Annotated in this window: 23 protein-coding genes and 2 pseudogenes; 14 read left to right on the top strand and 11 right to left on the bottom strand. The window is 66.9% G+C overall.

Annotation, left to right across the window (positions count from 1 at the left end; all coding sequences use genetic code 11):
* Positions 1 to 144: 144 nt before the first annotated feature.
* The 3 genes from ABB07_RS12790 to ABB07_RS12780 all read right to left on the bottom strand — a co-directional run bounded on the left by ABB07_RS12790 (position 145) and on the right by ABB07_RS12780 (position 3,108).
* Entirely contained in the window at positions 145 to 1,386 is a 1,242-nt protein-coding gene (locus ABB07_RS12790) for a sensor histidine kinase (RefSeq protein WP_208898837.1), read from the bottom strand.
* Positions 1,383 to 2,177: a hypothetical protein gene (locus tag ABB07_RS12785; RefSeq protein WP_208898836.1), complete on the bottom strand. Its 795-nt coding sequence runs from the start codon at positions 2,175 to 2,177 to the stop codon at positions 1,383 to 1,385. Before ABB07_RS12785 ends, ABB07_RS12790 begins: the two co-directional genes overlap by 4 nt.
* A 421-nt stretch (positions 2,178 to 2,598) precedes the next feature.
* Complete coding sequence (locus tag ABB07_RS12780; protein ID WP_208898835.1) at positions 2,599 to 3,108, bottom strand: protein-tyrosine phosphatase family protein; 510 nt, start codon at positions 3,106 to 3,108, stop codon at positions 2,599 to 2,601.
* 100 nt (positions 3,109 to 3,208) lie between these two features.
* On the opposite strand from ABB07_RS12780, the gene ABB07_RS12775 reads away from it, so the two are divergent.
* The gene (locus tag ABB07_RS12775) at positions 3,209 to 4,012 is read left to right on the top strand and encodes an NERD domain-containing protein (RefSeq protein WP_208898834.1); all 804 of its coding nucleotides are present in this window, start codon (positions 3,209 to 3,211) and stop codon (positions 4,010 to 4,012) included.
* Positions 4,013 to 4,189: 177 nt separating this feature from the next.
* Here the strand turns inward: ABB07_RS12775 and ligD are convergent, their stop codons facing one another.
* A complete protein-coding gene (gene ligD / locus ABB07_RS12770) occupies positions 4,190 to 5,077 on the bottom strand; it encodes a non-homologous end-joining DNA ligase (protein ID WP_208898833.1) in 888 nt (295 codons plus the stop codon).
* Positions 5,078 to 5,121: 44 nt separating this feature from the next.
* Between ligD and ku the strand changes: the two genes are divergently transcribed.
* A complete protein-coding gene (gene ku / locus ABB07_RS12765; protein ID WP_208898832.1) occupies positions 5,122 to 6,189 on the top strand; it encodes a non-homologous end joining protein Ku in 1,068 nt (355 codons plus the stop codon).
* Between the two features lie 374 nt (positions 6,190 to 6,563).
* Here the strand turns inward: ku and ABB07_RS12760 are convergent, their stop codons facing one another.
* Both ABB07_RS12760 and ABB07_RS12755 read right to left on the bottom strand, forming a co-directional pair.
* On the bottom strand, positions 6,564 to 6,707 hold the full coding sequence (locus ABB07_RS12760; protein ID WP_208898831.1) for a hypothetical protein: 144 nt from the start codon (positions 6,705 to 6,707) through the stop codon (positions 6,564 to 6,566).
* Positions 6,707 to 7,039: a hypothetical protein gene (locus ABB07_RS12755; protein ID WP_208898830.1), complete on the bottom strand. Its 333-nt coding sequence runs from the start codon at positions 7,037 to 7,039 to the stop codon at positions 6,707 to 6,709. Before ABB07_RS12755 ends, ABB07_RS12760 begins: the two co-directional genes overlap by 1 nt.
* Positions 7,040 to 7,724: 685 nt before the next feature.
* Between ABB07_RS12755 and ABB07_RS12750 the strand changes: the two genes are divergently transcribed.
* The 3 genes from ABB07_RS12750 (at position 7,725) to ABB07_RS12740 (ending at position 10,661) form a co-directional block, all read left to right on the top strand.
* Entirely contained in the window at positions 7,725 to 8,000 is a 276-nt protein-coding gene (locus ABB07_RS12750; protein WP_208898829.1) for a hypothetical protein, read from the top strand.
* 322 nt (positions 8,001 to 8,322) lie between these two features.
* Positions 8,323 to 8,529 (top strand): hypothetical protein, encoded by a 207-nt coding sequence (locus ABB07_RS12745; RefSeq protein ID WP_208898828.1) that lies wholly within the window; start codon positions 8,323 to 8,325, stop codon positions 8,527 to 8,529.
* A gap of 659 nt (positions 8,530 to 9,188) precedes the next feature.
* On the top strand, positions 9,189 to 10,661 hold the full coding sequence (locus ABB07_RS12740) for a sialidase family protein (RefSeq protein WP_208898827.1): 1,473 nt from the start codon (positions 9,189 to 9,191) through the stop codon (positions 10,659 to 10,661).
* 191 nt (positions 10,662 to 10,852) lie between these two features.
* Here ABB07_RS12740 and ABB07_RS40790 read toward each other — a convergent pair.
* Together ABB07_RS40790 and ABB07_RS12735 are read right to left on the bottom strand one after the other, a co-directional pair.
* Positions 10,853 to 11,123, bottom strand: a pseudogene (locus ABB07_RS40790) (GntR family transcriptional regulator); the annotation flags it as partial.
* Positions 11,124 to 11,270: 147 nt separating this feature from the next.
* A complete protein-coding gene (locus ABB07_RS12735) occupies positions 11,271 to 11,486 on the bottom strand; it encodes a hypothetical protein (RefSeq protein ID WP_208898826.1) in 216 nt (71 codons plus the stop codon).
* A 1,470-nt stretch (positions 11,487 to 12,956) separates the two neighbouring features.
* Between ABB07_RS12735 and ABB07_RS12730 the strand changes: the two are divergent.
* Positions 12,957 to 13,660, top strand: a pseudogene (locus ABB07_RS12730) (IS5 family transposase); the annotation flags it as partial.
* Positions 13,661 to 13,890: 230 nt separating this feature from the next.
* On the opposite strand, the gene ABB07_RS12725 reads toward ABB07_RS12730, so the two are convergent.
* Positions 13,891 to 14,601 (bottom strand): hypothetical protein, encoded by a 711-nt coding sequence (locus ABB07_RS12725; RefSeq protein ID WP_208903839.1) that lies wholly within the window; start codon positions 14,599 to 14,601, stop codon positions 13,891 to 13,893.
* Between the two features lie 1,270 nt (positions 14,602 to 15,871).
* Positions 15,872 to 16,225, bottom strand: a complete 354-nt coding sequence (locus ABB07_RS12720) for a hypothetical protein (RefSeq protein ID WP_208898825.1) — start codon at positions 16,223 to 16,225, stop codon at positions 15,872 to 15,874.
* Between the two features lie 623 nt (positions 16,226 to 16,848).
* Here ABB07_RS12720 and ABB07_RS12715 point away from each other — a divergent pair.
* The 6 genes from ABB07_RS12715 (at position 16,849) to ABB07_RS12690 (ending at position 23,445) form a co-directional block, all read left to right on the top strand.
* Positions 16,849 to 17,550, top strand: coding sequence for a hypothetical protein (locus tag ABB07_RS12715; RefSeq protein ID WP_208898824.1), 702 nt, complete (start codon positions 16,849 to 16,851; stop codon positions 17,548 to 17,550).
* A complete protein-coding gene (locus ABB07_RS12710) occupies positions 17,508 to 17,966 on the top strand; it encodes a hypothetical protein (protein WP_244189337.1) in 459 nt (152 codons plus the stop codon). Before ABB07_RS12715 ends, ABB07_RS12710 begins: the two co-directional genes overlap by 43 nt.
* A complete protein-coding gene (locus ABB07_RS12705; RefSeq protein WP_208898823.1) occupies positions 17,966 to 18,292 on the top strand; it encodes a hypothetical protein in 327 nt (108 codons plus the stop codon). Before ABB07_RS12710 ends, ABB07_RS12705 begins: the two co-directional genes overlap by 1 nt.
* A 4-nt stretch (positions 18,293 to 18,296) precedes the next feature.
* Positions 18,297 to 18,617, top strand: coding sequence for a hypothetical protein (locus ABB07_RS12700; protein ID WP_208898822.1), 321 nt, complete (start codon positions 18,297 to 18,299; stop codon positions 18,615 to 18,617).
* 426 nt (positions 18,618 to 19,043) lie between these two features.
* Entirely contained in the window at positions 19,044 to 20,396 is a 1,353-nt protein-coding gene (locus tag ABB07_RS12695; RefSeq protein ID WP_208898821.1) for a nucleotidyl transferase AbiEii/AbiGii toxin family protein, read from the top strand.
* Positions 20,397 to 20,670: 274 nt separating this feature from the next.
* Positions 20,671 to 23,445, top strand: coding sequence for an HsdM family class I SAM-dependent methyltransferase (locus tag ABB07_RS12690; RefSeq protein WP_244189757.1), 2,775 nt, complete (start codon positions 20,671 to 20,673; stop codon positions 23,443 to 23,445).
* 591 nt (positions 23,446 to 24,036) lie between these two features.
* On the opposite strand, the gene ABB07_RS12685 is transcribed toward ABB07_RS12690, so the two are convergent.
* Positions 24,037 to 24,570, bottom strand: a complete 534-nt coding sequence (locus ABB07_RS12685; RefSeq protein WP_208898819.1) for a hypothetical protein — start codon at positions 24,568 to 24,570, stop codon at positions 24,037 to 24,039.
* 1,201 nt (positions 24,571 to 25,771) lie between these two features.
* On the opposite strand from ABB07_RS12685, the gene ABB07_RS12680 reads away from it, so the two are divergent.
* Complete coding sequence (locus ABB07_RS12680) at positions 25,772 to 26,128, top strand: PadR family transcriptional regulator (protein ID WP_208898818.1); 357 nt, start codon at positions 25,772 to 25,774, stop codon at positions 26,126 to 26,128.
* Positions 26,125 to 26,467, top strand: a 343-nt coding sequence (locus ABB07_RS12675) for an HAAS signaling domain-containing protein (protein ID WP_425264713.1), incomplete at its 3' end; no start/stop codon positions are given. The genes ABB07_RS12680 and ABB07_RS12675, both read left to right, overlap by 4 nt.

Genomic DNA, 26,467 nt, shown 5'->3' with positions numbered 1-26,467 from the left:
CCCAAATGGGGCGACTTGCCGCCGTGGGGCACCCCGAAGGGGCGCGGGGCAATGTGAGATGCGTGGCTCCGCCGCGTGGCCCGGGAAACCACCAGGGCCCCGCACCCGGCGACCCACCGGCGGGCCCGAGCTCTCCGCCCCCGCTCAGCCGACCGGCAGGACCAACGTGGCAACGGCCCCGCCGTCCACCGCGTTGGCGAAGAACAACCGCGCCCCCAGCACCTCCGCCTGCCCCACGGCGATGGTCAGCCCCAGCCCGTGCCCGGTGGCCCCGCCCTCGGTACGGAACCGCTGCGGCCCGTGGGCCACCAGGTATCCCGGATACCCGGCGCCATGATCACGCACGGTCACCACGGCCCCGTTCACCGTCAGCACCACCGGCGGCGCCCCGTGCTTGTGGGCGTTGGCCACCAGGTTCCCCAGCACCCGCTCCAGCCGCCGCCGGTCGGTCTCCACCCGCGCGTCGGTCAGGACGCGCACCTCCGTGTCGGTGCCCGAGGCCCGTACCACCCGCCGGGCCAGCGCCCCCAGCTCCTCGGTGTCCACCTCGAGCTTCTCCCGCCCGGTGTCCAGCCGGGAGATCTCCAGCAGGTCCTCGGTGAGGGTGCGCAGCGCCGCCACCCGGTCCCGCACCAGCTCCGTCGGCCGCCCCGGGGGCAGCAGCTCCGCCGCCGCGTGCAGCCCGGTCAGCGGGGTGCGCAGCTCGTGCGCCACGTCCGCGGTGAACCGCTGCTCGCTCAGCAGCTTGCTCTGCAGGCTCGACGCCATGGTGTCGAGCGCCGCCGCCACCGCGGCCACCTCGTCCTGGGGCCGCGACGGATCCTTCGTACGGGGGTCGTCGACGCGCGCGTCCAGGTCGCCCGCGCTGATCCGCCGGGCCACCCGGGCCGTGCCGTGCAGCCGCCGGGTCACCCGGGTCACCGCGAACACGCCGACCAGCACCGTCGCCCCGATCGCGAGCGCCGACGACCACAGGATCGAATTGTCGAGCGCGGCGATGGTGCGGGACTGCTGCGAGTAGTCGACCGCCACGGCGAGGGCACGGTGCCCGGCCACCGGGCCCGCCGCCCACATGGTCGGCCGCCCGTCGTGCTGGGACACCATGGTGCCGCGGTCACCGGCCGCCGCCAGCGCGCGCAGCGGCGCGGGCAGCCCCTGGGGGTCCACTCCGGCGTTCGGCATCAGCGTGTCCCCGGCCTCGTACGCCTCGGTGGCGTCCGCGAGGCGGGACAGGGCCGTGCCGCGGGCCTGGCCGACGGTCTGGTTGGTCACCGAGACGTGCACCAGGACGCCGAGCAGCGCGGCCAGCGCACAGCACATCACCGTGATGAACGCGGCCGCCTTCACGGCGAGAGCCCCGGCCCACTGGGGCAGTGCGAGCCTCATCGGGCGCTCGCCGAGGAGGAGAGGGAGGGGGAGGAGGTGGAGGTGGACTGCGAGCCGGACGGGGAGGAGGTGGACGGCGCGGGGGAGGCCGAGGGCGAGGGCTTCTTGGCGTGGCGGCCGTTACCGGTGTGCAGGTACTCGTCGCGGGAGAACACCATCGCCCGCTGCCCCGGGTCCCACACCCAGGTCGTGCGGTACTCGTAGCCGGAGATGTCGGCCGGCGAGCGCTCGATCAGTGACCGGCCGGCCAGCTCCACGCCGAGGATCGCGTCGTTGTCGGCCAGCACCTGCACCAGCCTGTGCTTCTCGACGGTGTAGACCCGCACGCCGGTCTGGTTGGTCGGGTAGAGCCGGAAGCCGAGCGTCATGTCGTCCCGGCCGTCGCCGGTGAGGTCCCGGTAGTACGGCATCAGCAGCGGGCAGCGGGCCCGGTCGCCGCCCGGCCGGCAGTCCTTCAGCCGGTCCACGGTCGCGTGGTAGGCCCCCTTCGACCCGTAGTCGTCCGGATGCGCCTTGACCTCGGCCTCCACCACGTCCACCGGGTCCACCTCGCGGATGTCGTCGCCGGGGACCGTGATGCCCTTGACGACCTCCCTGGTCGCCACGTCGTAGGGGTAGGCCGGGCTGGACGCCGGACGCAGGTCCGGCCAGAGCTTGGCGGGGCTCACGGCCGCCGGGGTGGCGCCGGCGCCCCGCAGCCCGCCGGCGTCCCCGCAGGCCACCGCCGTCGCCGACAGCAGGGCGACGGCGGCCGCGGTGAGGGCGATGCGCGCGGGACGGCGGGCTGGCACGGTGCTCCTGGGGTGTCGGGGTCACTGGGGTCGCTCGGGCCCCGTACACCTTATGCGTAGACGAGTAAATTCCGATGTAAGTACTTTTTGCACCCATGGGGGTGACGCTCGAAGAGAGGCTACTCGGCCTGCGAAAAGACGCTACTGGCTGGTCGTGAGTCGCTGCTCCGCCAGTGCAGAGCGGGTGCTCGCCAGTGCGGAGCGGCTGCTTCGCCGGTGAAGAGTGGCTGCTCGGCCGCCGGGGAGCCGCTGCTCGGCCGCCGGGGAGTCGCTGCCCGGTCAGCGGGGGGACGCTGCGGCCGGCGAGGGGACGCCGCTCGGTCGGCGCGGGGGGATGCTGCGGTCGGCGAGGAGACGCCGCTCGGCCGGCGAGGGGGCGCCGCTCGGTCGGCTGAGGCTCGCCGCTCGGCCGCCGGAGGCGCTATTCGGCCAGCTCCTCCAGCAGCCGCACCGTCGACAGGCCGGCGCGCAGGTACTCCACGAACAGCTCGTTGTGCAGCGCCCACGCCGAACGCCGGGCCCGGATCAGCTGGATCACCTCGTCCGGCGGGGCGTGCCCCCGCTGGAGCAGCGCGTGCGCGACGACCAGGCCCGAGCGGTTGTACCCGTGGTAGCAGCGCACGAGCACCCGGCGCCCGGCGTCCAGCGCGTCGTTCGCCGCCCGGGCCAGCCGGATCACCCCGGCGAGCTGCGTCCCGTCCAGCGGGCCGTCCGGTATCGGCCACACATGGTGTTCGACCCCCGGATCGGGGCCGTACCCCGGCAGCCGCAGCAGTGACTGCACCACGTCGAACTCATCGCGTACGACGGCGAGCTCCGTCCGTCCCGAACGTCCCCGGAACTCGTGCCCGCCCATCCACAGGCCGGGCACGATCTCGTTCCACGGGCTCTCCGGAGCCGGTACGTCGGGCTGCTTTCCGCGGATCCGCAACGGCGCCTCCCCAACTCCCCCTCGCGGGGCCGTCCTCCACGGTAACCGGTCTTGCCCCGGGAGCACCCCGCCTGTTCCCATGGTCGAGGGGTGATGGCGCATGAGCGCACTGCGCGTGGTGCCGGCCTATCGGCACGGCCGGGAACGGCTGTACGTCTGCCGCCCGGACGGAAGCAATGCCGCCTGGTACGACCGCGAGACGGGCCGGGTCAACCTGCTCGGCGAGGATTCCAGGGAGGACGTACTGGAAGCCCTGAAACCGTTCCTGACCGGCCCGGTGACCGTGGGCCCGCCGCCGGTGCCGACCCCGGCGGAGCTCGCCCGGCTCACCCTCCACCCCGACGACGACCTCGCACCCAACCGCCCCGGCGAGGCCCTGCTCGTCGCCCTCGACCGCGATCCCGGCCCCGCCCACCGGCTGCGCCCCGACCCGCGCCGCCGCGCCCTGCTGGCCGAGGAGACCATAGGCGGGGCCCTGGACGGCCTGGAGGGCGCCGGCTGGCACACCCTGCACTCCATAGCCCTGCCCGGCGGCGACCGCATCCACCATCTGCTGCTCGGCCCCGGCGGCCTGTTCGCCGTACACGCCCTGTACGCCCGCAAGGCCCGGGTCCTGGTCGCCGATCCGATGGTCACCGTCGGCCGCCGCGAGGCCGAGCCGCTGCTGCGCCGGCTGCGCGCCGCCGCCGACCGGGCCTCCCACGCCCTGACCGCCGAGGTGCGCCCCGTACTGGCCCTGGCCGGCCCCGCCGAGGTGACGGTGACCGCCGCGCCGCGCTCGGTGCGCATCCTGCAGGACACCGAGCTGGCGGGCCTGGCCCGGTCCGGCGGCGTACTGAAGCCGGCGGACGTGGAGGCGCTCCACGGGATGGCACGGGACCGGAATACGTGGGGGAGGGTGTAGGCCGGGGAGGGTGCGGGGCGGAGAGGGTGCGGGTCAGCCGGAGGGTGCGGGTCAGCCGGAGGGTGTGGGCCAGGGGGAGGGCGTGGGCCCAGGGGCAGGCGCAGGCCGGGGGAAGGCGGCGGGTCAGCCGGAGGGTGCGGGTCAGGGGGCGGCGCAGGCGGGGGGGGAAGGTGCGGGTCACGGGAGCGGCGTGGCCGCGTCCGGGTCCAGGAGGCCGGCCATCAGATCGCCGAGGTCCTGCAGCCGCGGCGCGATGTCGCCCGCCTGGAACTCCAGCTGAGCGGGGTTGCGGCAGTCGGCGACCTCCTCCCAGGTCACCGGCGCGGACACCAGCGGGGCCCGGCGGGCGCGCAGCGTGTACGGCGTGGCCGTGGTCTTGCGGCCCGCGTTCTGGCTCCAGTCGACGAACACCTTCCCCGGTCTGAGGCTCTTCGTCATCCGGTGCACCACCAGCCGGGGCATCGCCCGCTCGGCCTCCACGGCGAGCGCCTTCGCGTACTCGCTGGTCTCCTCGGACGACGAGCCCCGCACGGAGGCCAGCAGATGCAGCCCCTTCGACCCGGCCGTCTTCGGGTACGCCTCGATGCCGTCCGCCGCGAGCCGCTCGCGCAGCCACAGGGCCACCTGGCAGCAGTGCACGACGGTCGCGGGCGCGCCCGGGTCGAGGTCGAAGACCAGCCGGTCGGCCTCGTCCGGGTGCTGCACCAGCCACTGGTGCGTATGGAACTCGGTGACGAGATTCGCCGCCCAGACCAGGCTGGCCAGATCCTGCACCACCACCATCCGGGCCGGACTGTCCGCCGAGGACCGCGGCACCTCGGCGGTGGTGACCCACTCGGGCGTACCGGGCGGAACGTTCTTGGTGAAGAACAGCTGCCCCTCCGGTCCGTCCGGATAGCGCAGGAAGGACACGGCCCGCTCGCGCAGGTGCGGCAACAGCACATCGGCGCTGGTCGCGTAGTAGTGCACCAGCTCCGCCTTGGTGAAGCCGGTCTCCGGATACAGCACCTTCTCCAGGTTGCTGAGCGCGACCCGCCGCCCCTCCACCTCTGTGATAGGCGTCATACGATGACAATCCCAGACAAACTGGTGAAGGAAGGGTGCGGCACGTGCGATCCATATGGAACGGCGCCATCTCCTTCGGGCTCGTCAGCATCCCGATCAAGCTGGTGAACGCCACGGAGAGCCACGCGATCTCCTTTCGCCAGATCCACACCGAGGACAACGGCCGCATCCGCTACCGCAAGGTGTGTGAACTGGAGGAACGCGAGGTCACCCAGTCGGAGATCGGCAAGGGGTACGAGGACGCCGACGGCACGATCATCCCGATCACCGACGACGACCTCTCCCACCTCCCCATCCCCACGGCCCGGACGATCGAGATCGTGGCCTTCGTGCCGGCCGACCGGATCGACCCGCTCCAGATGGACGCGGCGTACTACCTGGCCGCCTCCGGCGCCCCGGCGGCCAAGCCGTACACCCTGCTGCGCGAGGCCCTGAAACGCAGCAACAAGGTCGCGATCGCCAAGTACGCCCTGCGTGGCCGCGAACGCCTCGGCATGCTCCGGGTGGTCGGCGACGCCATCGCCATGCACGGCCTGCTCTGGCCGGACGAGGTCCGCGCCCCCGAGGGCGTCGCCCCCGACGCCCACGTGACCATCCGCGACAAGGAACTCGACCTCGCGGACGCCCTGATGGACACCCTCGGCGAGGTCGACCTGGAAGACCTCCACGACGAGTACCGGGAGGCCCTGGAGGAGGTCATCGCCGCGAAGGCCTCCGGCGAGGCACCCCCGGAGGCCCCGGCCCCGGCCGCCGCGGGCAAGGTGCTGGACCTGATGGCCGCCCTGGAGAACAGCGTCCGCGCGGCCCGCGAATCCCGCGGCGAACCGGTACCCTCCGGCGGCCCGGCAGAGGTCAGACCCCTGCCGGGCAGGGCCGCACCCAAGGCTGCGGGCGGCAAGAAGTCGACGTCGACGGCGAAGAAGACGGCCACGGCGAAGAAGCCGGAACCGGCCCGGAAGTCCACGTCCGGGACGGCATCCAAGGCGGCACAGGGGGCGAAGAAGACCACGACGGCCAAGACGGCGACGGCCAGGACGACGGCGGCGGCCAAGACGACGGCGGGGAAGAAGACGGCGGCGAAGAAGACGGCGTCGCGCAAGCGGACGGCTTGAGGGCGCGTGCGCGGAACTCGGTTGTCAGTGCGGGACTGGTGGGGACCACGGCATGATTCCGGGCTCATCGTCCGCGCGCATCAGCATGCGAGCACCTTGGGCTTCGATGTGGAGCGGTGGCTACGTCGTCTCGGACACGGCTCAGGGACGACCCTCGGCCGGCCGCTGGTGCCCGGACGGCACCAAGCCGCCGTTCTTGTCGAGGACCTCGGCGTCGGCACATGAGTTCACCCACGCAGTGATGCCCTGGTCATGTACAACCACGTTGAACGGCGACTGCTCCGGCTCCGTCTCGGCGGTGAACGCCCCCACGGGTTCTTCAAGGCGGACGGGGTCTCACGAGAGAGAGCCGCACCCGTCGGCCCCGAGAGCATCTACAAGTCCATGGCGCACATCAGGCAGACCAAGAACACGCCGCCCCCGGCCGACGACCAGGCGGGCAGCAGACGCCAGTACGCGCCGCAGGGGTCCACCACCCCGACATACGGCCGCTTCCGCCGGGCAGTGCTGGGATTCATCACGCGGCCTCTTCGAGCCACCCCGCAGGAAAGAACGGCGTAGGGACCAGTGCCGCGAAGGCGATCTGAGCCATGACCTGGAACACCAGGGGTTCGCTGGCGCTGCTCGCAAGGAGGGGGCAAGCGCAGACGACCAGCGGAAAGGCGAGTAGCACACGGAACCGGACCGTGTCCATCCGGTTGTGCACCCAGACCGCGAAAATAGCGATGAGCAGGGTGGGAATACCGATGATCAGCAGCATGCCCATCGCCAGCGTCATGATCTCCAGGAAGCCGGCTTCCCACCAGACGGTCTGCGAGACGGCCACCCACGCCGCGGTGTGGAGGAGCACGTATGTGAGCACACACCGCCCCATGCGGCGCAGGATGTACCCAAGCCTGCCGGCAGCTCCCATCTCGATCCCCGCCCCGTGTCCGAGCTCCGGAATTGAACGCGTTCAACATAGTGCACTGGCCGCCTGACCGGCAGCGTGGGGACCCATGACGGCCACTGGAAGGCGACCCCTCTGGCGTCAGAAACGGATGTACGCGGCCCGCCGCCCAGCGCTGGCTACTGGGCAGGAGACCGGCATAGCCCCAGCACCTCGCGGCGAAGCGGAGGCCGGCCGCCTCCCCGGCCGAGCCGCGCCCGCCCGGCGGTGTGCATGTGCAGGGGGCAGGCCTGGCAGGACGCTGGGCCGTCCGATCCACCTGGTTGGCTACCGGCTCCGCGCAATCGCAGGTACTCGGCGCGACCGCCTCCGGGTGCCCAGGACGGGCGGGGGAGAGGATGCGAGGCTGGAGTGAGGGGCCCGCGAGTGGAGGTCCGAGTGTGCCTCATCCGGTCCGGGGCCCCCTCCTTCGGCCTGGCGACCATGTCCCGGTCCGGCTCGATCGATGCGACGCAGAACCGTGCGGTCAGTCTGTGAGCCCGCCGGCCGGGGCACCACTCACCGAGCGTCGCCAGGTGGCCTTACCGCGCGGACCGGCTCGCCGGGACCAGGACCGCGCGACCAACCCGGAAGGCAGGTGCGTCCCATGCGCACGTCGACTCGTATCGCCGGTGCCCTCACCGGCCTGACCCTCACCCTCGGCGGTGCGGTCCTCGCCGCTCCCGCGGTACGGGCGGACATTCCCGCCTGCACGAAGATGGCCGAACTGGCCGGTGCCACCGCTTCCGACTCCGTCACCGCGGCCTGCGGTCGTGGCGTGGTCGGAGACCTGCAGGGTTGTGTGACCGGGCTGACCGCGGCCGGAGTGGCGGGCGGCGCCGCGACCGGCGCCTGCCGGGCGGCGGCCCACGAACCGCGTTAGAGGACCGCGCGCGCCGGCTGCCCGCCGGCACCGGTCGGAGGCAGGTACCACCCGTCTCCTCCTCAACTCCTCAACCCCCGGCCCGCCCGGACACACCGCGGCCCCGGCGGGCAGTCTCGACGCCAAGAACACCAAGGACGCCAAGGACGCCAAGGACGCCCAGGACATCGCCGTCGCCCCGCTCCTGCGGACGCGCACGCGGCGCCCAGCCTCCCCTCGCGGGCCTCATGCGGAGCGCCCATGCTGAGTAAGAGGGCGCCGTAGCCTTGGGACTTGTCCTTCCCGAAGACCGAACGAAGGCGCCTGAGAAGAGGAGGACCTCATGCGCATGCGCAGAATCCTTGGCCTCGCCCTGGCCGCGGCAACCCTTGTCGGCGTGAGCGCCGTCGGCGCTGTCAGCGCCGGGGCCGCCTCGTCTCCGAACATCTCCAGAGACGACTGCACGGCCGCCGGCGGACAGATCGTTTCACGCCCCTACGCCGGCGAGGTCTGCGCGCTGCCTGACGGGACCACGCAGGCGATCACTTGACCGGTCGGCGCACGGCTGGGCAACCAGTCTGGCCGGTGCACCCGGCGCGGTGCGTATGGGGTGACGGCACCCGGGCCACCGTGGGGTGGATCGCCCGCGCCCGTCTCGACACCGCGGCACGCGCGATGGTGGAAGCCGACCGTCTCGAAGCCAAGGCCGTCAACGCTTCGAGACGGTCCGCGCCGTCCTGAACACCGCGCTCGCCGCCGTCCTGAACGGCCTCGGCCACGTCGTCATCCAGTGACCGACGAGGCCGTTGGCATTTCCTGGCTGTATTGATTCGGATTGGGTCCAGCAGGCCATCCCGCTCCACCAACCCGTCTCACCCACCAACCCCTCTGAGCCAGGGCCGACCCCGCCGGCATCGCCAACCGGTATGCGGCCCACGGCCCTCTCCGGGGACCTACGGCACGGCGCCTCAGCAACACGACCAAGGAGCCGACCGGCACGACGCACCTGCCGGTCGGCTCCGCCATGCTCCTCGACGGCCCCGGGGATGACTCCGTCGTTCGGCCCATCAAGGGCACCGGCCGCAACGCCGAAGAGGACAAGCGGAGTCGCCCACCCCCGCCTTCCCGTACGCCTCCGCGCCCGCGCCCCAGGCCGCCCCGATGACGGCGGTCCCCTACCCCGGCCGACAGGCCCGGAGGAGATCCCGCATGCGCCTCTTCCCACCCCTGGCCGCCGTCACCACCGCCGCGCTCCTGCTCGTCACGGCCACCGGCGCGACTCCCGCCGCAGCGGACCGGAACCCAGACGGCACACCCCTGGTCAAGGTGTCCCACGGCGACCCGTACGCGACGTGCACCGTTGGAGCGAGGTCTCCCGACAGCATCGTCTACCCGGCCACCGAGGTCGAGCCGTACCTGTCCGTCGATCCGCGCGACCCCGAGCGCGTGGTCACCGTGTTCCAGCAGGACCGCTGGAACGACGGCGGCGCCCGTGGCCTGGCGGCCGGCTGGACCACGGACGGCCACACCTTCCACCGGAGCACGTTGCCGTTCAGCCTGTGCGCCCCCGGCGGCGCGGACTACGAACGGGCCACCGACCCCTGGGTGAGCACCGGGCCGGACGGCACGGTCTACGCCGGCGGGGAGGGCGTCGACTTCACGAAGAGCACGCGTACGGCCCTGCTGGCCGTCACCTCCCGCGACGGCGGCCGCACTTGGCGGAACCTCACCACCACGCACGTCGACGAGCAGCCGTTCTTCAACGACAAGCCCTCACTCACCGCCGACCCGATCCGCAAGGGCACCGCCTACCAGGTCTGGAACCGCCTCGACAACGACCCGCCCGGCCCCAGTTCCCTCGACGGTCCCGGCTACATCTCCCTCACCCGCGACGGCGGCCGCACCTGGAGCAAGGCCAGGCCGTTCGTCGACACCAGCACCGTGCCCAACACTCAGACCATCGGCCATCTGATCGTCGCCGACCGGCGCACCGGCATCCTGTACGACTTCTTCGACCGGATCACCTACTCCGACGACCTGAGCACCGTCGTCGAAGCACGCTACGAGGTGGTCACCTCGACCGACGCCGGAGAGACCTGGAGCGCCCCGGTCACCGTGGCCCGGGACACCTCCGTACCGGAGGTCGACCCGAACGACCCCACCAAACTGCTGCGCGACGGGACCACCCTGCCGAGCCCGGCCGTCGACCCCGAGACAGGAACGCTGTACATGGCCTACGAGGGCTCGGACTTCTCCGGTGGAAAGTTCGACTCCGTCCAGCTCGTGCGGTCCACCGACGGCGGACGCTCCTGGGGGACCCCGGAGCTGATCAGCCCCAGGGGCGTTCCGGCGTTCTCACCGTCGATCGCGGTCGCCGAGCGGGGCACGGTCGCGCTCACTTACCACGACCTGCGCTTCCTCAGGCCCGGCAACACCACCACCCTGCCCACCGCCTACCAACTGGCCACGCTGCGGCACGGAAACCCGAAGCTCCGGACCGAACGACGGATCACGCGGGTCTTCGACTGGCTGCAGGCCCCGTTCGCCGGGGGATACTTCCTCGGCGACTACCAAGGCCTGGTGGCAGACGGCAAGAGAGTCCGGGCGGTGCTCACCGAGACCCACTACGGCGCACCAGAGAACCGTACGGACGTGTACACCAGCAGTCTCCGCACCCGCTGACCGACGCGGACGCCGTCGGCCGGCCCGACCGCCGACGGCTGCGGGCAGGCCTCGGACCCACTCCGTGACCACGTGGGACGGGGAGGTTCGGCCGCGTTTGCCGGTCCGCCGGACACGGAAGGGGCACGCGCGGGGCACGCCTGAGACCTGGCATCCGAAGATCCGATGCGCCGGCGGTCGTCAGCCCGCCGACGGTTGATCGGGATCTCATGGACGATCTCGCGATGAGCGACGGGCACCACGATGTCCGCCGTCTCACGGGCCGCCCCTGGTCGCTGTAGCCGGATGCGCGTGACGAGGCGGCCTTCTGGATGCCGAGCAGTGATGCCTCCTCGGCAGTCGCCTGCCTTGGCTCCGGGTGCTCCACGGCGTCGCTGACGGTGACCCCGATTACGGCCATGCGGTTCACAACGCCCGCCCCCGCGCGGGGCCCCCTTCAGGGAGGACGACGAGAGTACCGGCCGGCGATTCCAGCTCCCGCCTGCCGCGTGCTTCCGGGCCGACTCGGACCTGGCGTGCCCGACGGTTGGGCACAGTCCCTTCGACTCCCCCGGCTACGCTCGCGCGGGAGCGCCCCGCGGCGCGTGGCTGCGGGGCGCCATATGGGATTCAGTCGATCTGCTCCCCGTCGTGCGTACCGCCCTTGCAGTAGTTGCCCGTCTCATTGATCGCGGGCGTTCCGCCGCCCTGCTTGCACTGAGAAGGCGTGACGTAGGATGGCGCACCCTGTGCTGTGGTGGCGGCGGCGGTGGCGGCGCCTGTGAGGCCGAGTCCGGCGAGGGCTGCTGTGGCGATGACGGCGGCGAGTATGCGTCGAATGCGCATGTGGTTCCCCTTTCACGGATTGCCTCGATTGGGGCACTAGCCAGCTTGATCTTCACCCATGTGGGTGGCACGCCATGTTGCGCCATTCGGGTGACGGTGCGGTCGGGTGCGGGGCCGGTGCCGCGCCCGTTCAGACAGGCCCTGCAACGAACAGACCACCCTGCCCGGATGGGTTCTCCCTTGCTCCGGAGGGTGCAGCGTCCGCAACCGGCCCCATGGTGAGAGCCGTGTCGACTGGCTCGAACGATACGGTCGACCGACGCGTTCCCGTGAATGCCGTGCAGGCGAGCCAGTCGCTCACTGCCGTCTCCTATGCCGGATCGTGGGATCGCTGCCGTGGACGCCGCCTGGTGGCTTTCTACGCGGTGCTGTACTACGCGGGACTCTGGCCCGCTGATGCGGTCGGGCTACGGCTGCCGGACTGCCACCTGCCGGAGAAGGGCTGGGGCACCCTGACACTGCGGAGAAAACATCCGCACCGCTCAGGACTTTCCTCTCCTTCATGTTCCTTCGTGTGCGGCAGGGGATTGCGCTCGCTGCTTGGGAAGCTTCCGTTTCTTGCGTTCTCCGACGCTGTGTCCGGTTGCCTTCGAGGGAGCGTCGGATCGTGTGCCTGCCTTGGCGCTTGCCGCGAGACGTTCTGCTGTTAGATAGTGGCTGTTGAGTACCGGCTGGTCGAGATCGGAAAGCTTTTTCAGCCTGCTCGGTGACAATCCGGTGATACTCGTTGATCTGCCCCTGATTTAGACCCATGAGCGCGGCAAGCTCCGTATCTTTCCGAAGCTTCTCAAGTACTTCTTGCTTGTACTCTTCTTCCACCTTGAGGACTTGGTTGAAGCGCTAGTTCTCATTGTCCAGTTGCTGCCTGCGTGTGATCAGGAAGACGGTCAGCGCAGAATTAGGAAGGGAGCCTAGCGTCTCGGTCGTGTACCGCCGCCGCTTGTGATGATTTCTTGCCGTTTCCGGCTCGACTGGCGCCCTGCCAAGGGTGCGGCCGCGTACATGGCCGCCAATACCGATGAGTCGGGCAGCGGCGACGGCTGATGGCCGGCGGTTGAGTATGTCGGCGGTGTGTCGCGAACGCTGAGAGGCAACGAGAGAGGGTGGGTCTCAGTGAGACTGACTCCCGCCTTCTTCCGTCGGTATCCGCCCTGGTCAGCGCCTGATTTCTGCTGATCCTCAGCGAGTGCCTCCGACAGGATTCGAACTTGCGTACACGGCTCCAGAGGTCATGCGCATGACGCCGCTGACCTGCGTAGATGCACACCCAATCTCACGCACTGCTCACGCACAGGGCCGTGTGCTCCCGCTGACATCGGCCTGTGCACTGTCGTCGTCGGGAGTGCTGTAACACCTGGGTGTTACAGCCTCGGGACCCGGACAGTCGGACGCTTGCCGTCGAAGGATGTCCGGTCCATTCGTGCAGGTCAACGCTCTAACCGGACAGTCGGACGGACATCGCCGTGGATCGTGTCGGATGAGCTGTGGGATCGCCTGGAGCCGCTACTGCCGCAGCGTGAACGGCGCTTTCGGTCCCCAGGCCGCAAGGCGTTACCGGACCGGGAGGTGCTGTGCGGGATCCTCTACGTGCTGCACACCGGCATCCAATGGGAGTACCTCCCGAAGGAGCTGGGCTTCGGCTCGGGCATGTCCTGCTGGCGACGCTTGCGGGACTGGAACGAAGCCGGCGTCTGGCAACGGCTCCACGAAGTCCTGCTGGCTGAACTGAACGCAGCCTCACGGCTGGACTGGTCCCGCTGCGTGGTCGACTCCTCCCACGTCAGAGCGCTAAAAGGGGGAGCCGCACGGGCCTCTCGCCGGTCGCCCGGGGTAGGGCCGGCTCGAAACACCACCTCATCACCGACGGACACGGCACCCCGCTCGCCGTCCTGCTGACCGGCGGCAACCGCAACGACGTCACCCAGTTCCTACCCTTACTCGATGCGATCCCGCCGGTCCGCGGCCGGGTCGGACGACCGCGCCGCAAACCCGACTCGCTCTGCGCTGACCGCGGCTACGACCACGACCTCTACCGCGACCAGGTCAGCGAACGTGGCATTGTGCCCGCCATCGCCCGCCGCGGAGCACGACATGGCACCGGACTGGGCACCTACCGCTGGGTGATCGAAAGAAGCTTCGCGTGGCTGCACGGCTTTCGGCGCTTGCGGATCCGTTGGGAACGCCGAGCCGGCATCCACGAAGCGTTCCTCAAACTCGCCTGCTGCCTGATCACCACCGACAACTCAGCTCATTGTGTTAGCCGTTGTAAGGGCCTCTGCGGCCAGAGGGGCGGGAATGAACAGGTTCCCGGCCCGATTCCTGTATTGTGCACCTGGCCGGAGAGCGCCGGCCCAATTCCGGTGAGCCGGCGTTCTCCAGCGTGCGCATCAGGTGGCTGCTGGCCTCAGTCCTCGCCGAATGTGCCACCCCCGCCGAATCCGCCACCCTCGCCGAATCTGCCACCCTCGCCGAATCCGCCGCCCTCGCCAATCCCGTGGCGGCAGATGACGCGGAAGCTGGCGATGACTCCGTTCTTGACCTTCACGCCGTCCTCCATCTCCTCGTGGTGCTCGCCCTTCTCGTGGTGCTCGCCCTTCTCGTGGTGCTCGCCCTTCTCGTGGTGCTCGCGCTCCTCGCAGTTCTCGTGCTCGTTCTCCTTCTCGTCCTCGTCCTTGACCCTCGGGCAGACGCCGTTGGCGGAGCTGAAGGGGCCGACGGTGGCGATGGGGGCGCCGTTGTCGCAGACGGCCCCGCGGAAGACCTCGACCACGTTGCGGCTGTCGTTGCGGATGTTGAGGGTCTTGGCACCCAGGCCGCTGACGACGGTGATGCAGCCGTCGGGGCGGCCGGAGAATTCGCGCTCGTTGAAGAGGATCCTGCCCTCGAAGTGGCGGCGGGGCCCCCCTCCTTCTCTTCCTTCGTTGCCCTTGCCTTCGTTGCTCTTGCTCTCGTTGTTGTTGGGGGTGCTGGGACCGCCGGACGGTGCCGCCGTGACCGTCGGGGCGGCCTGGGGAACCGGATCCGAGGCGGCCGAGGCGTAGGTGATACCAGTCGCGGTCATGGCCGCGGCGGCCGCGACGGCCGTGGCGATCTTGCGGGAACGGATCGTGAACATATCGCTTGCTCTCCTCTGAGACTGGGACAGGAGCGCCCGCTGTGGCAGCCGGTGCGTGATTGAACGTACTAACACCCCTTATCGCTGTCATATCGAGCAAATCGGAATCCCGGCTCCGTGGGGCTGATCGGGTACACGGAGCCCCTCGACGTCACTCGGGGACAGAGCTGGCGAGCAATCAAATGCACTGCGGACACAAGCAGTTGGGTAGCAATTAGCCCTTACAGGTGATCTTCTGACGTCTGGTCACCCGTGATGCTGGTGGGGGTGCCGGGAATTGTCGGCGAGTCGCTGCTTGACATGCGGCCTGTCGCAGGTTCAGAGGAGGCCATGTGAACGGGAGCTGTCCGACGAACGTAGCCGCACGCAGCAGGATTCGCCCAGGCCGGACGGTGACCAATGCCAGCGGGCGTGGTCTACCCGCCGCGTCCAGAGAATCAAAGGGCGTGGCAAGACCTGTCTTCTTGCCCCGGGTCTTGTCGGGGATCTCGGGAAGCTGGGTTTCCGCTGCTCAGGAGCCGTGGGCTCGTGCGTCTGGGTGGTCGTCGTGGGTCGTCATCGGCCGCTGTTGAGCAGCCTCGGACTGCCCAGGGACGGCCCGGCGTGGCAAGTCCGGGACGTGCGCAATCCCCAGATGGGTTGCCGCCGAGCCGGTCTACTTTCCGCTAGAAACCTGTTGGCTATCTCTCGTGCTCGGGGAGGCTGAGACCGGTCAGCTTGTACCGATCCGAGACCTCGTCCGCTTGCTGCTGGATACGGTTCCGCAGCTGTGCCAGGGCCTCATTGAACCGTCCGTCGGAGCCTGGTCCGAAGCGCTCCCCGCTGGGTCCGCCGGCCTCGATGAAGTCCGTGAAGCCCTCACGCATAGCACGAAGCCACATGCGCAGGTCGCCCCCTGGCTTCTCCAACTGGCCAAGTTACCCGGAGAGCGGCGCCCTGCACTCGGCGGCCGACGCAAGGCATGCCTCCGCCTCGATCTGCGGGCGTGCGCGGCCGATCGTAAGCACACGCTTGTCGGCAAGGAAATCCAAGACCTTATGCGCGATGACTCTGTCGGACTTCGTGAACTCCCAGTTGATACCAAATCCGAACGCACTGAACGCCGTTGGCCGCATCCCCATCGGGCCCCCTCATGGTCGTTGTCCCATGTCTATCAGCCTCGGTTGCACCTGGGGCCGCTTGCAGCCGATTGGTGCCCTCAGCTTGGAAAGCTGCGCTCATTCGGGGGCGGGTACGGCAGCTGACCTGGGCGGTTGCCTGGTACCAGGTCTCATCGCCCTTGGTCGCTTTCACCGCGGTTCCCAGCGGTTCCCCGCCCCATCTGGTGCTCTTGTGGTGCGCCGGTCGCGTCGTCGCCTGGTGCTGTCGACTCGTCGGCTTCGCCGTACAGGTTGGCGCGGAGGCGCTCCTTGGCCGCTTCCAGCTGCGGGCCGTAGTCAGGTATGAAGATCTCGCTCAGCCTCTTGTCCAGCGTTCCTGAGATCGCGTAGATCGGCGACCAGACAGCTCGCTCGTGCACGATCCCCTCAAGGTCATCGGACCGGAACATGACTTGGTAAAGCCAGTCCGACAGTACGAACGCTTGATCGCGCGTGAGCCGGATAGTGATCGCATCTTCGTCCACGTCCTCAACCTAACCGCCTCGACTGGCGGTGTCCTGGGGCCGGGCTTCCGTGCGGGCCAACACCCTTTCCAAGTCTGTTGGTGGCTCGGAGGCGTGAGCGTAGGGGCGTTCACCTGCGTTCATGGTCGGTTGGCCGTGGAGGCGGGGGACAGCTCAAGGTCTCGCGTGAACGGCCGTGAACGGCGCTGAATGAGACGGAAACTGAGACGGACGCGGGACAGCCGGACCTGCCGCCTCGCCTGGTCAGCAGCGGAAGGGAGCCGTAGCACGTCGACGTGCAGGAGGAAGTCTGTGATCGCTGGCTCACCGTCGAGCGGTACGAGGACCAAGCCGAGATCGTCCACCGCTTGCCACGCGCGCGGGATACGAAGGACGTCTGAGTCGTCATCCTCCAGGGTTGCCCGGGCCCACTCCTCGATGATGGGCCGGATGTGGAGACGCTGCCCAGGGAGACCGCGCATGGCGCCGCGCCAACACCGATGGGCCACACCTGTACTTCAGGCCCGCAATATCACGTGCGGGCGTGGGGTGGGGGACTGCTGTGGCGCAGGGGAAGGTGCGTACACTGTCGTGACTTTGAGCGGACCGGGTACCGGCCGCCGGCGTGCTCCCCTCCCCCCACCATGGCCGGCGTTGAGCGCCCGGTGCGCTCCCTTCATGGGGAGGAACGGGTGGCTCAACACCCTCACAGACGCAGCCGTCTGCTGGCCGCGGCCACCGCGACCGTGCTCGCGGCAACCTTCGCTGGTCCCGTCGCCTGGGCGGACACCGCCGCACCAGCACCGGTCACCGCGCCAATCACCCTGCCGGCCGAAACCGTTCCGGCCTCCGTCGACCCGGGCCAGGTCGCCGGCGTCTCCTCAACCGGCGTCCTGCACGGTAGTTACGGGAACAGCTACGCCTGGACCGACTTCGCCTCCGGGACGACCACGCAACTGGCGCTCCCGGCCGACACCCGGGAAGCCCGGTACGCCGGCAACGGGCTGGTGGCGTTCTACGCCAACGGCGCCAGCGGCACTCCGCTGGTGTTCCAGAGCCTTTCCGACGGCAGCCGCCAGACGGCCTGCGACTGCTACGTGTACGGCGCCTTCGCCGGAAAGGCCCTGGTGTCCAACCACGGCAGGGGGCTGGCACTCGCCTCGCCGGACGGCACTCTCACCCCGGTCGCCGCGCCGACCGGTGCCGTGTTCAGCAGCTCGGTCTGGGGCGGTGGGGACAACGATCACATGATGATCCCCTATGAGCAGAATGGCGCTCAGTACTACTTGTGGACGATCCGCGGATGCCCGCGTTGCTGCCGACTGGCCGCTTCTTCGACGTCTTGAGCGTGGACCAGCGCCTCGGCATGGAGATGTACGACCGGCTCCTGCGCAGTGGAATGCCGTTCGGGCCTACGGCCATCGACCGCAAGGCACAGCGCGTCGGGTTCTTCCTCAGCTCCCAGAGTCGCGAGTCCTTCACGCACTACCTCGAACGCGAAACCTCGACTCCTCCGACGTACCGGTACCTCGATAAGGGCTCGGCCGTCGTCGTCCCCGGCCCCATTCCGCTGTTCGATGACCGGTACCAGTGGCTTCGCCCGCCCACGCGTCGACCGGAGGCCAATCCGCTACGCCCTGTCGCCCTCGCGACGGCGCTGGTGGCCTCCGCTGAGCTGCTGGCAAGGATCGACCGCTTCGATGAGCAGTACCCGACCCCGTACGCCGCGGTCGCTGCCCTTCCCGAGGAGACCGACCGCTGATGCCGCATGAACCGACCGACGGACACGACGCTGCCACGTGGTCGCCTCTCGACAGCGAGGGGTGGTACGCGGCACGGAACGCGACGACCGCCCTGCGGGACGCCCTGGTGCGGGCCGGTCTGGAGAAGGATTTCCCCTATCTGCGTGCGGACTTGAACGCCTTCGGGCACGGTCTCGTCGAGTTGGGCCGGGTTTCCCCAGACACGGCTGAGCGCCTCGCGGAACTCCTGCGCCTGGCAATGGCCAGCGGATTCCGCCGGGACCGTGACGGCGACGAGCACGAGCATGCACCGGCCACCAGCGAAGAGCACAAGGGAAGGATCTAGGACCATGACCGACCGGCGGGGAGTGTTGGCCAAACGAGCGGAGGACCTGGTTCCCGGCGTGGCCTACGTCCGTGGCTGGGCACGCGCACGACGAAGCGCCGGCACCTTGGCCGATCAACTCGTTCTCCTCGGACTGGACTCCGACTTTCCCAGCCTGGCAGCTGACGTGAACGTCTTCGGCGACGGATTGGTGCAGCTCGGCACCGTTCACCCCGAAGCAGCCGAACTGCTGGCGAAGCTGATCACTGCTGGACTGGACGCGGAGATGGACAGCAAGGTGGATGAAGCGCATCCGAGCAGCCGGCACGAGACGCCTGCGGCCTGAATGCTCCCCGGACTCCCGGTCGGCCGCGAATCGATCGCGCTCCTACACTGAGCCGGCCTGGTCCCGTGCGACAGCGTTCCCCAGCGCTGCTGTACGGGGCTAATTGCTGTCCCGGCGCCCTCGGTTGGCCTGCCGCTCGGCCGGGACCGGCGCCCCAGCGCCGCAGCCCGGACGAACGGCAGGCCACCGGATCGGGGTCCAACTCCGGGGCAGCCCAGCTCACAGGCGGCGCAAACGTGCAGCCCATCCCCTCGGGCCTCCAGAAGTTGCGCCGCGGACTACGACCGACCGGCAGCAGACTGAATGGATGCATCAGCGTGGCTCTCTTACGGCCCCTCCCGCATGAACGGCCGGGGCGCGGGCCCGGGGCCGCATCTCTGCTGCAAAACGGATGACTCGCACCCGTCTAGCGCGGACAATGACCGGGTGATCAGCCGCGAGGAAGTCGATGAGATGAGTGCCGTGCTCGGTGTCAACGCCGCTGATGTGCAGCGCGACTACGTTTTCGGTTGGCTCCTTGCGGGCCTGTATGGCGAGAGCCAGTTTGCTGACCGTCTCGTCCTCAAGGGCGGAAACGCCTTTCGTAAGGGGTATTTCCACGCCACTCGTTTTTCAGGCGACCTAGACTTCGCTGCACCCGACGCCGTCGACCCTGACCAGTTGCTCGTTGCCTTGAACCAGGTCTGCCGGCTCGTCCAAGCGCGTACCGGTGTCATCTTTGACGTTGAGCGCAACCGTCAGACCGGCGGCCATGGCATTGGGAACGACAAGACAGTCTACAAGTACACGCTTTACTTCACGGACTTCTACGGAAATCGGAACAACGTGACTATCGGCTTGCGTATGGACGTCACCGAGTTCGGTCGCCTCTATCGAGCTCCTCAGACACGTCGGCTCATCCACCCCTACAGCGACAGATTCGACTGCGCTGTCGACATCTGCGTCGTCAGCTTGGAGGAGGGCCTAGCAGACAAGCTAAAGTGTCTGCTGCAGCGTCGGTCCTCATTTGATCTATTTGACCTAGTTTATTCGATCTTCGTGAACAACGACATCGAGGTAGACAAGCGCGCCATAGTCACTACATTTCTGAAGAAGACTATCTTCACCCCCAGCCCCACGGCCGCGCTTTCACTCTTGTTAGCTGTGCCCTTTGAAACTATGCGCCACTACTGGGAGCACAAGATCGTATGCGCCCGAGAAAGCCTGATGGACTTCGCAATAGCTGTCGACCGCTTTAAGGACGAACTAGGGTCGCTGTTCTCTACGTTCCGATATGGCGACGACGGAGAGCTGGCGTTCTTCCCTGCCGAGATCCGCACCCCCATCATGGAAGCCGGCGCAAAGCGCACCCTGCTGCGCATGACCTATGAAGGTACCGAACGTCTTGTGGAGCCTTACTCGTTGCGGTTCAAGAGACGCAGGGATGGAGTCGGGCAGGAATACCTCTATGCATGGGACCAGACTGGCGGACGATCTGGACCTGGCCTCAAGTCCCTGGTCAACTACAAGGTTGACAATATTGCGGTCACGGACATCGCCTTCGAGCCTCGCTATGATATCGAGCTAGCCAAAGCTGGCGAGCTTGGCGATCGTACTACCTTCTCCAGCTCCATCCGTCAGCGGCCGGTCGTTCGACGCAGTCCCGCAGCGGCGCGCTACCGCGTCCAGTGCGCTTACTGCGGCAAGACGTTCTCCTTTGGCAGTCCTTCGACTCGGCTGGGCGCTCACAAGGATCGTTACGGCAACCCCTGTCACGGGCGCAGGGGCCACCGACTGTGACCCGGGGCTTCTATCGCATCTCAGCTGAGTGCCAGGAGCACGCGCCCACAGTCTGCTGGCGGAGCGCCGGGCCTCGCTGAGCTGCTCACCTGTGTTCATGACTGATACGCCAGGCGCTCGGTGAAGGCTCAGGTTCGCGGCTGAACAGCCATCAGGTTGACCATGTGTCCCCAGCAACGTCCGTAAGTTAGTAGAGTGCGGTCCGCGAACTTCGAAGACCTACTCCTGCCGTGTGCACCGCGACGGGACGAAGCGGATGGTGGCTGCCTTGAGCATGGAAGAGCTTGCCCAAAAGGGATACCTGACTCCCGAAGGAGTTCAGGGTAAGCGCTTCGGTGACTATGAACTTCTCGATCTTGGCGCCACCTCTGTCGCACGACTCGCTAAGGCGGGTCTCGACTTCACGCCCGCCAGCTCTATCCCCTTCCCCTGTGAGCGCTACAAGGCTCCCAAGAACGCCCATCTTTGCAAGCCGGACAGCGTCTATGTAGAGCGGGTGGCAGGACGCTTGGTTCCGATCGCCGTTGCCGAATGGAAGGATAAGTCGAAACTAAAGAGAGACGAGGATATCCTCGCGGCCGCGGAGCAGGCTGTTGTTGGGGCGCTTGCTATGGGTGTTCGTTTGGCTCTCACTACCGATGGAGAGCGGTATCGCTACATTGATGCTGCAGCTTCAGCCGACGCAGGGAAGATTGTCGAGATCCCGGAAAGCAGAGACTTCAACCCGTCGGTCCTTTCGGATCTTTACCGCGGTGAGTCCGATGTGGAACGGGACCCCCGACCCCTTTCTGAAACAGTTTGGCAGATTATCTGGCACGCTACGAAGGCTGAGCCAAAGGACTGCTTGCTAACCTTCGTTGAGATCTTCATGCTGAAGTTTCTCTCCGACAACCTGCCCCTCTCGGTCTTCCCGAAGGACTACCGGTTTGACGTACTACTTAAAGATCCAGACGAATTCAAGCTCGAAAAAGGTCTATCTCAGATCGAATATTATGTTCGCACCATCCGGCCGCGAATCAAGGAGATTTTCGCCGAGCGATTGGTGGTGGACGATGAAAAGGTGCGAGAGTTGTTCGGGATGGCGACGATCACTTCGCACACGTCAATCATTAATGGCTTCGCATTCTTGAAGTCGTCTCCTACAACGACCATCTCCTCGTATAATCGTGTTTTCTGTCAAATTTTGGAAGAATTCCAAAGCTACGGCTCCTTGACGAATATTGACAAGGAATTCAAACTTCGCCTGTACGAGACGTTCCTAAAGCGGTCGGCACGTCAGCAGCGTCTGGGCCAGTTCTTCACCCCCAGAAACATCGTGAAGCCAATGGTGAAGATGGCTCAGCTTAATGCTCTACCCGAAGGTGCCACCGTACTGGATCCCGCGGCCGGCGTGGGCGGATTCCTTCTGGAGCCGTTGCTGTTCCCCGATGCCCTTCCGGGAAATGTGACATTCGCTGATGGAAAACCTTATCAGCGAGTAAAGCTCATCGGTGTCGATGTAGATGCCTCTACTAACATACTCGCTAAAGCGAATATGCTTCTGCATTTGGCCGAATCTGTCCGAGATCCGCAGACCACCTCCGAGGCCCTCAATCAAGCGCTGACCAATACGTTCATTTTGATGAATGAGAATGAGACTTTGGGCAGCCTTCTTTATCCGCCTCAAGAATCTGTTGATGTCATCCTTACGAACCCGCCCTACGTCACGCAGGGGTCGGCCATCTATCGTAAGGAACTTGATCACATCAAGAGTAAAAGAAACGGTGTCTATCTGGAGGACTATTACGACACGGGCGGCCTTGGTGTCGAGGCGCTTTTTCTTCGTTACATTGCGGGAGCCTTGAAGCCTGGTGGACGGGCTTTCGTGATTGTTCCGTTGGGGCTCTTGAACCGAACGGCACAAAGAATGAAGAAGGAGTTGCTCCGTGAATGCAACATCCTTGCTAGCCTACAACTCCCGCGTAACGCATTCTTCAACACCGCTCAGCCGACATACATCCTGGTCCTAGAGAAGCGCAGGGTCAGCGGCCAGTCCCGTCCACCCGTATTCTGTGGAATCGCTCGAAGTATCGGTGAAACTCTGGACCACGAAAGGGTGCCGACGCCTAACGACAATGATCTGGCAATACTGGCTGATCTATTCGTTCGGTACTCCAATAACGGCGCTGACGGTTCAGTAACTCGGCCCACAACGTACGCGGATTGTATTTTCGCTAAGCTGGTTCCAGCGAGTGAGTTTGCTCCAGATGAGCGTTGGGACGTGATTCGTCATTGGACGGACTCCGAACATGTGGCTTTGGGGGAACGCTCGGAGACGATCGACCGAGCAGACTTCATTGACGTTGCAACGGAGACGCTCCAGGAGTTGATTGACGATCTACGAGCGGCCAAGGAAGAGCTGGCAGAACTTCAGACAGGTCCGACCAAGACGTTCTCCCTCTCTGATTCGAGCAGATTCCAGGTGCGTTCTGGCATCAGGATTCGAAATGTCGATCTCCGGGAGCACCCTGGCGATGTGCCAGTCTATTCAGTGTTCACTCGCCCTGAAACGGTCAAGGGCTACATCAGCAAGGAGTGGTTGCTGGAACGCGGGGTTGAGCCGGAGCCGTATCCGTCCGTGACGGTAATGGCGACCGGAGCTTCGGCTGTCGGGACCGTCTTTTACCGTGAAGCCAACTGCGTGATGACGGATGATGTCGTTATCGTCCAGTCGTGGCCTATGGAGGACGACCGTCTGCAGCTGTCCTTTGAGGATGATGCCGAGAGCGTCGAGGAATCCATTGATGACATAACCCCGGAACATGACATTGACTTGGCATACCTTGCAGTGGCCTTGTCTCAGACCATCGCTCAGGGCGGCTATCTTTATGAGGCCAAGCTCTATACAAAGCGTGTTGCTCAATTGTCTGTCGAGGTACCGGTAAATGCAGAAGGGGATCCTGATATCGAGCGGCAGCGGCAAATTGCCGCGGTAGCGAAACGTCTGGATCAAATCCGATCCAAGCTTCAAGAGACAGGGGCGTGGAGTAAGAGCGTCCGCCTCGCCTAAAATCGGCTGTTCGGTTGGGCTTCGTTCCGCAACTCAGGGCGGCGGAGTGTCAATGGATGTGGCAGGCGGCGACAACTGCCCGTCGAGGCGAGCCGGCCTACAGCCCCTCTTGCTCGAAGACGCGAGACGCGATGCCCGTGGTCGGCTCAGGCCGAGCTGCTGTACAGCCACTACTGATCACAGGTCTCGCTGACCAGCGGGACTGACGAAGCCCACGGCTCTGACCTGGTCGGATGCCGTGGGCTTCTGTCGTTGTCGGTCGGTGTCGGGTGGCCTCGGACGGCCCAGAGACGGCCCGAACGTAGGTAGCCGCACAGGAGACCGCAGCGCGGCTGCACTCAGTCCTGCCCTACGATCACCCTGACTGCGTGGCCGGCAGCTGTAGACCCGCAGCATCGGCCCGTTGTGGAGGGGGCCAGCCCCTTTCGAGCCGGGCCAGTGGGCTGACACCCGTTGAGGGGCTGGTGTTCCGCGGGCGGGGCCAGCGATTCCTTCCGGGTGTCCGGAGTTGGTGGAAGATCCGTCGGAGGGACACTACCGAGGGCATCGTCGGAGCGATCACCGGCACCCTGTCGCGCCCGCGAAGCCTCCTCACATGCCGCCCTCTCGGAACGCCTCGGTCATCCCCGCCACTCCACCGACCAGCGCGCTGAGCAGCATCACAGCGCTCAGCGAGCCGAGCAGTACCAGCCACGAGCGGGCTACTCGACGCTCACTGGCCTTGCTGCAGGCGGCCAGAATCCCTATGAGCAGCACCATCAGGCCAAGCAAGGAAATCGCCAGCCACCCGCACGAGGCCGCGACGCCTGTTTGCGCGTATCCGCCGGAGGCCGTCAGCTGCAACGCGACCGTGCTGCCGACGGGCAGGCGTGTGTCGATCGTGGCCTCAGGTTTCACGACGGTCCCGTCAGAGGAGCGAAAGATGCCGCTGCAGTGCGGATACCGGTGGCCCCCGACGTGCTCCCAGACGCATGTTTCGACCCGAAGATGACCCGGCGTGCCCGCCAGGCCCGTGGCGTAGGCAAGATGTGCTCCCGCGAACCAGGTCAGGGCGGCGCCTGCGGCAAGCAGACCGACGATCAGAAGCACCGGACGGCCTGCCCGGGGCCGACCGTAGCGATTCATCCGTTTTCCCTCCGAGCGAGTCTGACCGGGACACTAGCTCGGGTCCGGCGCAACATCACTCATGGTGCGGCAAAGGCTAGGGCCAACACGCTTTCCAAGTCTGTTGGTGGGGTCAAGGGGTGCGGCCATGGCCGTTCGCCTGCGTTCATGGACGGACGAATGCCGGGACGGCTGCTACCGATGGACCTGTCTGTACGGCGGTGAACCTGGCTCAATGAGACGGAAACTGAGACGCCCTGGCACGGAGCCAGACCGCCTCTACCTGGTGCCCTGCTGACTGGCATGGGACTGGCTACGAGAAGGGTGGAGCAGTCGGCAGTCGGCTAGGAGTCATGCGGCTCCGGCTCTCCGCCTCTCACGCCTGCGGCGTGAAAGGGCACCGGCGGTGCCGGCGATCGCCGTCAAGAGGGAGCCTCCGAAGGTCCATGGCAGCTGAGATGTGAATGACGGGAGGGGCTGAGTCGCGAAGACGCGTGCCACCAGCAACCCGAGGAAGGCACCAGTCAACGTGAAGCCCCAGCCCCAAGCCAGGAGCGTCCAGCCGCTCTGAGCGTCACTCCATCGATTCACCCTGCGTACCCAGTTCACGCGCACATCATCAACGGCAGGTCCATGTAGAAGCAAGGGCCATGATCGCTGCCGCTCCCATAGCACGCGCCGTCAAGCAGCAGCGCACCCGGCCACAGACTGTAAATCTGCCGGCTCAGCCTTCCCAGGTTCGAATCCTGGCGCCGCCACAGTAACGGGAATCAGCCCCTGACCAGCAAGTTTGGTCGGGGGCTGATCTCGTCTAGGGCTATCGCGAGTCTCCGTGATTCCCCGCGGTTCCCCCCTCGATCTGGCACGCTCGTGGCACGGCTCGGTGACCTTGATCACGCGGTCGGCGGAATGACCCAGTCAAGCGCCCCCGTGTTCGGACCCTGGAGCACTAGTTTCGAAGATCACGTCTCCGGCCGTGGGGCGACCAGGTGATAACGCCTACCAGCGAGTTCCTGGTGGGTTCGCCGGAGTTCCCCGGTGTTCCCCGTGGTTTCCCGTTCCATCGGGCTCGATCAGCGACCAGGGCGCCCCGAAGGACCGGACGACCACTCCCGACGAGCCACGGTCGGCAAGCTGCTTTGAAGCCACATGCGGCGCTCCCGGGCCACCGAACAACTTACGGAGTTGCTTTGTTGGTAGCCCGCCAGGTACCTTGCGCCGCATGGTAGCTCCTGATGAGCCACGTTCAGGGATCAGCCAACTCAGGAGGGGTGTACTGCAGTTCTGCGTCCTGGCGCAGCTGCGCGACCGCGAAAAGTACGCCTACGAGCTGGTACGTGAACTATGTGAGGTGCCCGGACTGGTGACCAGCGAGGGCACGATTTACCCCCTGCTGTCCCGGCTTCGAAAGGACGAGTGGGTCAGCTCTTTCCTGCGCGAGTCCGAGGTCGGGCCGGCGCGCCGCTATTACGCGCTGACGTCCGCAGGACGCCAAGCGTTGGAGAAGTTCACGAGCGACTGGGCGCAGTTCCGAACATCCGTCGACAACATGCTGGACAACGAGGAGGACCACCGATGACGTCTGTGCGCAAACAGCTCGTCGAGGAGTACTTGAAGCGCCTGGACAGCGCCTCGGTGGCTCTCGCGCCGCAGCGCCGTGTGGAGCTTAGAGAAGAGATTCGTGAGCACATCGACGCGGCTGCGGACGAGGTGGAGATCCTGGACGCGACTGCCGTACGTGCCATCCTGGGGCGGCTGGGATCTCCGGAGGAGATCGTCTCGGCTGAGCAGGGTCCGGCATCCACGGGCTCTACGCCCGCGGTCGCCCCTGACTCTGCTCTAGCCACTCACGTGACCGAGACGCAACAGCCCCCACTGAGCAGCACCAAGAACGAAGGGCCAGAGCTGACCGACCCTC

Origin of the sequence: Streptomyces incarnatus, assembly GCF_001027185.1 — a bacterium.
GTDB lineage: Bacteria > Actinomycetota > Actinomycetes > Streptomycetales > Streptomycetaceae > Streptomyces > Streptomyces puniciscabiei.
Note: the sequence above shows the minus strand (reverse complement) of the source record. Positions and strands in the feature narration are given on the sequence as shown.